The 9,628-nt window shown below is 68.7% G+C and carries 7 protein-coding genes; 3 read left to right on the forward strand and 4 right to left on the reverse strand.

Going from position 1 to position 9,628, the window contains the following annotated elements:
* The coding region (locus ACREPD_RS20770; protein WP_431601055.1) for a cytochrome-c peroxidase at positions 1–1,051 on the forward strand (1,051 nt) is incomplete at its 5' end.
* Positions 1,052–1,142: 91 nt separating this feature from the next.
* Positions 1,143–1,853, forward strand: a complete 711-nt coding sequence (locus ACREPD_RS20775; RefSeq protein ID WP_431601056.1) for a glutathione S-transferase — start codon at positions 1,143–1,145, stop codon at positions 1,851–1,853.
* A 3-nt stretch (positions 1,854–1,856) separates the two neighbouring features.
* Here the strand turns inward: ACREPD_RS20775 and ACREPD_RS20780 are convergent, their stop codons facing one another.
* The 4 genes from ACREPD_RS20780 to ACREPD_RS20795 all read right to left on the reverse strand — a co-directional run bounded on the left by ACREPD_RS20780 (position 1,857) and on the right by ACREPD_RS20795 (position 6,771).
* Entirely contained in the window at positions 1,857–3,455 is a 1,599-nt protein-coding gene (locus ACREPD_RS20780; protein WP_431601057.1) for a hypothetical protein, read from the reverse strand.
* Between the two features lie 82 nt (positions 3,456–3,537).
* Complete coding sequence (locus ACREPD_RS20785; protein ID WP_431601058.1) at positions 3,538–5,259, reverse strand: thiamine pyrophosphate-dependent enzyme; 1,722 nt, start codon at positions 5,257–5,259, stop codon at positions 3,538–3,540.
* Positions 5,260–5,371: 112 nt separating this feature from the next.
* Complete coding sequence (locus tag ACREPD_RS20790; protein WP_431601059.1) at positions 5,372–6,247, reverse strand: SH3 domain-containing protein; 876 nt, start codon at positions 6,245–6,247, stop codon at positions 5,372–5,374.
* Positions 6,248–6,282: 35 nt separating this feature from the next.
* A complete protein-coding gene (locus ACREPD_RS20795; protein WP_431601060.1) occupies positions 6,283–6,771 on the reverse strand; it encodes a DUF3574 domain-containing protein in 489 nt (162 codons plus the stop codon).
* A 248-nt stretch (positions 6,772–7,019) separates the two neighbouring features.
* Between ACREPD_RS20795 and ACREPD_RS20800 the strand changes: the two genes are divergently transcribed.
* A complete protein-coding gene (locus tag ACREPD_RS20800; protein ID WP_431601061.1) occupies positions 7,020–9,467 on the forward strand; it encodes a TonB-dependent receptor plug domain-containing protein in 2,448 nt (815 codons plus the stop codon).
* The last annotated feature ends 161 nt before the right edge of the window (positions 9,468–9,628 follow it).

Raw genomic sequence — 9,628 nt, forward strand, 5'->3', positions numbered from 1 at the left:
GTTGCCGGCGGCGTGCGCGCGGCAGCTGCTCGGTCCCGAACCGCCCGCAGCCGCGTGCCTGCGCCAGGCCTATGCGCGGCCCATCGCGCAGTGGCCGGCGGCGCAGCTCGACGCCGGGGTGGTGGCCGGAGAGATGGCGCCGCTGCCGCCGGTCCTGCACCCCGAAGGCAACCCCGGCTCAGCGGCCAAGGTCGCGTTGGGCCGGCGCCTGTTCGAGGACCCACAGTTGTCGCGCTCCGGCCAGATCGCCTGCGCCAGCTGCCACGAGCGCGACCTGGCGTTCGCCGACGGGCGCCGCGTGTCGTTCGGCCATGACCGGCAACCGGGGCGGCGCAACGCGCCGAGCGTGCTGATGAGCGGCTACGCGCAGCCGCTGTTCTGGGATGGGCGCGCCGCCACGCTGGAAGCCCAGGCCCTGCTGCCCATCGCCGATCCGAAGGAGATGGCCTTCAGTGCCGACGAGGCCGCCGCGCGGCTGCGCGCCGACGCGGGCTACCGGCAACAGTTCGAGGCGGTGTTCGGCGATGCGCCCATCGACCGCCGCCAGCTCGCCCAGGCCATCGCCGCGTTCGAGCGCAGCCTGGCGCCGCCACCGGGGCGCTTCGACCGCTTCCTGGCCGGCCGCCGCGACCTGCTCGACGACGAGCAGCTGCGCGGCCTGCACCTGTTCCGCACCAAGGCGCGCTGCATGAACTGCCACAACGGCCCGGCGCTGACCGACAACGGCTTCCACAACCTTGGGCTGCACCTGCACGGGCGCGCCCGCCAGGACCTGGGGCGCTACGAAGTCACGGGCGACCCGGCCGACAGCGGCCGCTTCCGCACGCCATCGTTACGCGGCGTGGCACGCACCGCGCCGTACATGCACAACGGCAGCATGCGCAGCCTGGACGCGGTGCTGCTGTTCTACAGCGTGGGCGGCGGGCAGCCACGTCCGCGCGGTGGCAGCGAAGCCACCGACCCGTTCCCGCTGCCCGACCCGCTGCTGCAGCCGCTGGCGCTGAGCGCGGAGGAACGCCGCGCGATCCAGGCCTTCCTGCAGACGCTGTAGACCGTGGGCGCTGCATGCGCCATGACATCATGCTCACGTCCGCTTTCGGCTGGCACGCCGAAGCTGGAGCTCCCACGAGCGGAATCCGCGCATGCACTACGAGCTTTATTACTGGACCGGCATCCAGGGCCGTGGCGAGTTCATCCGCCTCGCGCTGGAAGATGCGGGCGCTGCCTATACCGACATGGCGCGCGTCCACGGTGACGAGGTGATGCAGCCGTTCCTCGACGGCAGGCAGGAGGGGCTGTGCCCGTTCGCGCCGCCGTTCCTGGTCAGCGGGCGGCAGGTGATCGCACAGGTCGGGGCGATCCTCGATCATCTCGGTCCGGAGCTGGGCCTGGTGCCCGAGGCGGCCTCGCGCCGGGTACAGGCGCTGCAGCTGCAGTTGACCATCGCCGACCTGGTCGCCGAGATCCACGACACCCACCACCCCATCGCGGCCTCGCAGTACTACGAGGACCAGAAGCGCGAGGCGAAGGCACGCGCCGTGGCCATGCGCGGCGAGCGGCTGCCGAAGTTCCTTGGCTGGTTCGAACGCGTGCTGGAGGCCAATGGCGGCCTGCACCCGCTGCGCGAGCATTCGTACGTGGACCTGTCGCTGTTCCAGCTGGTCAGCGGGCTGGACTACATGTTCCCGCAGCGCATGCAGGCACTGCGGCCGACTCTGCCACTGCTGTATGCGTTGAAGGACAGGGTGGAGCGGCGACCGAACATCGCCGCCTACCTGGCCTCCGAACGCCGGCTGGCGTTCAAAACCAACGGCATCTTCCGGCATTACCCCGAGTTGGATGGGGACGAATAACGATCACGACCGTTGGTCGTGATTGCTCTTCTGCAGGGACAACAGGCCCAACAACGCGGCCAGCGCGACGTAGGCACCGGCGAACTGCCACATGATCTGCATGGGCAGGCCGGCCAGCTGCCACGGCAGGTAAATACCGCCGCGCGGGTCCACCGAGTGGATCAGGCCGAACAGGGTCAGGGCCGCGGCCACCAGCAGGATGCCCGAGGCACGCAGCAGGCGCCCGTCGATCATCGCCACCACCGCCGCGATCCACAGCATCGAGGTGATGATGAAGCCATTGCCCAGGGTGAAGATCACCGCCAGCTCGGGCAGGCCGTGGCCATCCAGCGTGGTGGTCATCGCCACCAGCTGCTCCGGCGCGATCCAGCCCGGCGCCTTGATCGCCAGCAGGTACGCCACCGACGGCAGGAAGCCCAGCACCATCGCACCGGCATGCTCGCGCGGCGTGGCCTGGAAGGCCTGGGTGGTGATGTCGATGGCCACGTACACGATGATCGGCGCCAGCACCGCCAGCGGCAGCCACTGCACCAGTCCGGAGATCACACCGAGCATGCCGCCGATGCCGACGAACAGGCCGGTCAGCAGCGTGTAGCCGCTGCGCGCGCCCATGTGCTTGTACGCCGGCTGGCCGATGTAGGGCGTGGTCTGCGCAACGCCCCCGCAGAGCCCGGCCACCAGCGTGGCCACCGCTTCCACCAGCAGGATGTCGCGGGTGCGGTAGTCGTCGCCGGCCGCGCGCGCGCTCTCGGACACGTTGATGCCGCCCACCACCATCAGCAGGCCGAACGGCAGCAGCAGCGGCAGGTAGGTGATCGCCGTGGGCAGGCCCTCGATGAAGCCCAGCGTCGGCCACGGCAGTACGATCTGCGGCGGCACCCACTCGGGCACCTTGAAGCCGGGTGCGCCCAAGCCAGCCAGGCCAAGCCCGTAATACAGCACTGTGCCGAACACGAACGCCACCAGCACGCCCGGCGCGCGGATCGGCAGTTTGCGCTTGGCCACCAGCACGTACAGCAGCAGGCCCAAGGTCACGAAGCCGACCACCGGCGAACGCAGCGTTTCCAGCAGCGGCAGGAAGCCCATCAGCACGATGGCGATGCCGGCGATCGAACCCAGCAGCGACGCACGCGGCAGCGCGCGGGTGACCGCCTCGCCGAAGAACGACAGCACCACCTTGAGCACGCCCATGATCACCAGCGAGGCCATGCCCAGCTGCCAGGTGGCGATCGCCGCGTCGTGCGGCGCCAGACCCTGCGCCTTGAACGCGAGGAAGGCCGGGCCCAGCACCAGCAGGGCCATGCCGATGCTGGTCGGCGCATCCAGCCCGAGCGGCATCGCAGTGACATCGTCGCGACCGGTGCGGATGGCCAGGCGTCGCGCCATCCACGTATAGAGCACGTTGCCGACCAGCACGCCGAAGGCGGTGCCGGGGAACATGCGGCCGAACACCACGTCCGGCGGGAACTGGAAGATGCCGACCAGCGCCATCGCGATGAAGCCGAGGATCGACAGGTTGTCGACCACCAGGCCGAAGAAGCCGTTGAAGTCGCCGGCGACGAACCAGCGGGGGCGTCCGGAGACGGGAGCGGAAGCAGGCATGCGTAGGGGGCACGGGGTGGGGGGTACCCGATGGTAGGCCCTCCCCGTCCCCGCGCACAGAGGCATGGATGGAACAGCGGAACTACGGTTTGTTGAGGAAATTGTTCGCCAACAGGTCCCGTACATCCCCCACGCGCCCGTGCAGCAGCGCCTTGGCCGCGTACAGCGCGGTGCCCGCCACCTGCTTGGCCTCCACCTGCGGCGGCATCACCAGCTCGGTCGGGCTGGTGTGCACGTCCAGCAGGGCCGGGCCGGGGTGGGCCAGCACGTCCTGCACGGCCTGCTCCAGGTCCTCGCTGCGGGTCACGGTGCGCCCGTAGAAGCCGATCACCTCGGCCAGGCGGCCGAAATCGGGGTTCTCCAGGTCAGTGTAGTTGTCCAGCAGCCCTTCCACCTTCTGCTCCAGCTCCACGAAGTTCAGCGAGCTGTTGTTGTAGACCACCACCTTGATCGGCAGGTTCTCCTGCACGGCGGTGAGCAGGTCGCCCAGCAGCATGGCGATGCCGCCGTCGCCCGACAGCGAGATCACCTGGCGCCCGGGATAGGCCTTCTGCAGGCCCAGCGCCTGCGGCATCGCGTTGGCCATCGTGCCGTGCAGCAGGCTGGTGAGCGTGCGGCGGCGCCCGTTGACGCGGATATGGCGCAGGATCCACACCATCGGCGAGCCGCCGTCGGCGGTGAACAGCGCATCGTCGCTGGCGTGGCGGTCGATCAGCGCGGTGAGGTGCTGCGGGTGGATCAGCGTGCCCTCGCCCGGCTCCTCTTCCTTCGCACGGGTGGCCAGCGCCTTCTCGCGGTGGCCGATGCACTCGTCCAGGAAGCTGCGGTCCTCGCGTTCGGGCAGCAGGTGCAGCAGCGCCTCCAGCGTCGGGCCGATATCACCGACCACCCCCAGGTTCACGGGGTGCCGGCGCCCCAGATGGCTGCCATCGCGGTCCACCTGGATCAGCGTGGCCTTGTCCGGGTAGTACTGGCCCCAGGCGAAATCGGCGCCGAGCAACAGCAGCGTGTCGCAGGCCATCAGCGTGTGGTAGCCCGACTCGATGCCGAAGATGCCGGTCATGCCCATGTTGTACGGGTTGTCGTACTCCACGAAGTCCTTGGCACGCGAGGTGTGCGCGATCGGCGCCTTCAGCCGCGCACCCAACGCCACCAGCGCATCATGCGCGTGCTCGCAGCCGGCACCGGCGTAGATGCCGACGCGCTTGCCCTCGCCGATCAGCGCGGCGATGCGCTGCAGTTCCTCGTCGTTCGGGCGCAGCACCGGTTGCGCGTAATGCACCGAGAACGGCCGGTCGTCCTTCACCTCTGCCTCGCTGATGTCGGCCGGCAGGATCACCACCGCCACGCCACGCCGGCTGATCGCCGCCTGGCACGCCAGCGCCACCACCCGGCGCGCCTGCTCCGGGCTGTACACCTGCTCGCAGAACACGCTGCAGGTGGCGTACACCGCCTTGAAGTCCACTTCCTGCGGGAATTCCATGCCCAGCTCGGGCGTGATCACCTGGCTGGCGATCAGCACCAGCGGCGCGCGGTTGCGGTTGCTCTCGAAGATGCCGTTGATGAAGTGCAGCCCGCCCGGCCCGCAGGAGCCGGCGCAGGCCGTCAGCTGGCCGCTGATCAGCGAATCGGCGCCCGCGGCAAATGCGGCGACCTCTTCATGGCGCACGTGCACCCAGTCGATATCACTGCGATGGATGGCATCGGTGACATGGTTGAGGGTGTCGCCGACGATTCCGTAACAGTGGCGCACACCGGCGGCCTGCAGGGTTTCGACGACGATTTCTGCAACACGCTTGCTCATGACGGGGCTTCCACGTTCAAGGGGAGCCCCGAGCCTAGACCCGCCTCAGTGACATTCGCGTGCGAATCCGCGCGATCGCGGCGCCACGCGGGGCGTCATGCCCCGGCGCGGTTCAGGGTGCGATGCCGTTTACCCAGCCCACGATGGCACCGTGCGTCGGATTGGCGTAGCGCACCTGCACCCAGCCGTCGCGTTCATCGAGCAGCGCCACCGTGTCACCGGCCACCAGATAGCGCCGCGTGGCGGTGTCGCCCGGCCGGGCGTACAACGCCAGCCGTTCGGGCACCACGCGGCCGCTCACCGGCTGCAGCGGAACCCCGCTGCGCGGCGCTTCCAGGCCATCGGCGATGGCCGTTTCCAGCACCTTGCCGGCGGCGTCAAACGTGCTCCATACCGCCAGTGGGCCGCTGTCGTCGGGCTGCTTCACCGCCACCACCGCGTCGAGCGCATCGCCGAGCATGCTCATCCGCTCGGCGCGATAGAGGTACAGCGCCGGGCCGTTGTAGCGGTACACGTCCACGTACCACATCGGCCCGCTGCGGCAGCTGCTGGTCAGGGTGCGCGTGGCCGCCTCCACGGCCAGGCCCATCAGCCCGCCGCATTGTTCCTGCCCGTGCGTGGTGGGCACCAGCGCGGTCAAGCGCGCCTGCCGCGCATCGTAGCGATACACCGCCACCGCTTCGTTGACCTGGCCGACCGGGGCCCGTGCCACCAGATCGGGGTAGCCATCGAAATCGATGTCCTCGGAGGACAGCTGCGATTGGCCGTCCGCATCCTGGGCCGCCGGCAGCCGCTGGCGCGTGCCGGCGGGCAGTATCTGCACATCGATCAGGCCGTCTTCGGCAAGATCGGCCTGCACCTGCACCCCGTTGGCGGGGCTGAAGCGGAGCGCATCGCGCGCGCCCGCCCAGGCCGGCGCGGCTGCCAGGGCCAGTGCCAGTAGCATTACGCCCACGCCTATGCGGGAACGCCCTTCCTTGATGTCCATCATCACTCCTGCGGCGCCGCTGCGGCCCGTCGTGCTCAGAACGATACTTCAACCGCCTGCTGTGCCCACAGCACCGACTGGTGCTTGGTGGCCTGCTTCCACGCCAGGCGGATCGCCTCGATGTCCGCGCGGCGCTGCGGCGTGTTTTCGTGCAGCACCACCAGCACCTTGGTGCGCAGGCGGTTGGGCTCGGCCGCGCCGCGGAACAGCCACTGGCCGTAGGCATCGAACACGGTCAGGCCGTCCGGGAAGCGCGGGGTGACCTCCTTGTCGAGGAACGCGCGCCACTGCGCCTCGCTGATCGCATCGGTCTGCTCGCGCGCGGACGCGCCGCTTTCCTCGCCCACGCCGAAGTACAGCTCGCTGCGCACCCAGCCGGCGGCGGCGTTGGGGCGGGCGGCGTCGCCCTGCAGGCTGGCGGTGGTTGACGTGGTGGCGGGCTGGGTCTGATGGGCAAGCGGGGTGGTGGTTGCGCAGCCGCTGATGGCCAGGAGGACGGCTAGCAGCAGGGGGGTGGACTTCATGTTGCGGTATCTCCGGGGGGTTGGGGCTACGTGGGACACGCATGGCGTGTCGCTACGGTGCACAAGCGTGAGGGACATCGGCCGCCAGCATAGATGCCGAACGGCTATGAGCTGATGCCGGCCCGTATTGGGACTTGCATCAAAAGGGGCCCTCACGCCAAGATAATATATCGCTTCATCCGGATGGATTGGTACATACATATCCTCCACCCCTCCCCCTCCCCCCTCGTCGTACTGCTGGAGCCCGCATGTCCCGTCCGTCCGCGTCGCGTCTTGGCCTCGCCATTGCCCTGGTCCTCTCCTCCCCCCTGCTGGCCCAGGACCTCCATGCGCAGGACGCGCCCGCTTCGGCCACCACGCTGGACACCGTGATCGTCACCGGCACCCGTGCGGTCGACCGCACGGTGCTGGAGTCCACCTCCCCGGTGGACGTGCTGACGGCCGAGGACATCCGCCGCGCCGGCGTGGTCAATGGCGAGCTGGGCAGTGCACTGCAGGCGCTGCTGCCGTCGTTCAATTTCCCGCGCCAGTCCAACTCCGGCGGCGCCGACCACGTCCGCGCCGCCCAGCTGCGCGGCCTTTCGCCCGACCAGGTACTGGTGCTGGTGAACGGCAAGCGCCGCCACACCAGCGCGCTGGTCAATGCGGACAGCAAGATCGGCAAGGGCACCACCCCGGTCGATTTCAATTCCATCCCGGTCAGCGCGATCAAGCGCATCGAAGTACTGCGTGACGGTGCCGGTGCGCTGTACGGCTCGGACGCGGTGGCCGGCGTGATCAACGTGATCCTCGACGACGCGCCGGAAGGTGGCGCCATCGAGGCCAGCTTCGGTGCCCACCACACCGACCTGAAGCCGATCGACCGCACCCTCACCGACGGCCAGACCAGCTTCGTCAGCGCCAAGGTCGGCACCGCGCTGGGTGAAGACGGCGGCTTCCTGCGCGTCGGCCTGGAGCTGAAGAACCGCGAAGGCACCAACCGCGCCGGCTTCGACCAGATCCCGCCGTGGGACCAGAGCGACGCCAACCTGGCGCTGCAGGGCCAGCGCAACTATGTGCTGGGCGATGGCAGCACCAAGGACCTCAACGCCTGGATCAACACCGAGCTGCCGTTCGGTGAAACCTCGAAGTTCTACTTCTTCAGCACCTTCAACCAGCGCGACAGCGAAGGCGCCAACTACTTCCGCTACCCCGACAGCGACGCCAACTGGACCCAGATCTATCCCAACGGCTACCGCCCGATCTCCGAGGGCGAGAACCGCGACGTGCAGGCCGTGGCCGGTGCGAAGGGCCAGTGGGGCGAGTGGAACTACGACGCCAGCCTGGATTACGGCTTCAATGACTTCACCTACCGCCTGCGCAACTCGCTCAATGCCTCGCTGGGCCCGGGCAGCCCGACCCGTTTCAAGACCGGCGATTACCGCAATGAACTGACCGTGGGCAACGTCGACCTGGGCCGCGTCTTCACCCAGGGCAACAACAGCCACAGCCTGGGCCTCGGCCTGGAAGCGCGGCGCGACCACTTCCAGACCCGCCCGGGCGACCCGAGCAGCTACGCGGCCGGCCCGTACACCGACCGCCCGACCGGTTCGCAGGCCGGCGGCGGCCTGACCCCGCAGGACGCCACCTCGCTGAGCCGCGACGTGGCCAGTGCCTATGCCAGCCTGTCCAGCCAGTTCGGCGAGCACTTCTCCAGCGACCTCGCGGCCCGTTACGAGCACAGCGACGACTACGGCGGCGAACTGACCGGCAAGCTCGGCCTGCGCTACGAGTTCACCCCGGCGTTCGCGCTGCGCGGTGCGATCTCGAACAACTTCCGCGCACCGTCGCTGGCGCAGATCGGCTACGAATCCACCTCCACCGGCTACAACGCCGCCGGCCAGCTGGTGCAGGGCCGCGTGCTCTCGGTGAACAATCCGATCGCGCGCGCACTGGGGGCAAGCGACCTCAAGCCGGAGAAGTCGCTCAACACCAGCCTGGGCTTCACCAGCCGTATCGGCGAGCACTTCGATCTGTCGCTGGACTTCTACCAGATCGATATCGACGACCGCATCGCGCTGTCGGAAAGCATCACCGGCGACGCGCTCACCAACAGCGTGCTGGAGCAGTTCGGCGTGAGCGGGCTGCAGAGCGCCAGCTTCTTCGTCAACGCCGCCGACACCCGCACCCGCGGTGCGGAACTGGTCACCAACTGGCGCCAGTCGCTGGGTGATGGGCAGCTGCTGCTGACCGGAACCTATGCGTACAACAAGACCACGCTGAAGAACGTGCTGCCCACGCCGGCGCGCCTGCTGGCGCTGGATCCGGACTACGTGCTGTTCGGCGTGGAAGAGACCAACACGCTCACCGACGCCACCCCGCGCACGCGCGCGCAGCTGGCCGCAAGCTGGGCCAACGACCGCTGGACGCTGAGCAGCCGCCTCAGTCGCTACGGCAGCGTGACCCGGGTGTTCAACTTCGGTGACGGTTTCGTGCCGCGCCAGACCTATGGGGCCGAATGGCAGCTGGATGCCGAGGTGGAATACAAAATCACGCCGCAGTGGAGCGTGGCGCTGGGCGGGCAGAACCTGACCGACAATTACTCGGATCTCTCCAACGAGGACATCTACTACTACGGCAACCTGCCGTATGACGTGCTGTCGCCGATTGGTAGCAATGGTGCCTATTATTACGGGCGCGTTCGCTATACGTTCTGATCGTTGGTGCAGCCAGGCAGGGCCTGGCTCTACCGGGCGGGTTCGGTACACGTTCTGATCCTCTGGTAGCGCCGGCCGTTGGCCGGCTTGCCTGAACTCCAGCATTGTCGAGGTCCGGCCAACGGCCGGGGCTACCGCAGAAGCGTGATCGTCCACTGGAC

The sequence above is a fragment of the Stenotrophomonas sp. genome, from assembly GCF_050737075.1.
Classification (GTDB): Bacteria; Pseudomonadota; Gammaproteobacteria; order Xanthomonadales; family Xanthomonadaceae; genus Stenotrophomonas.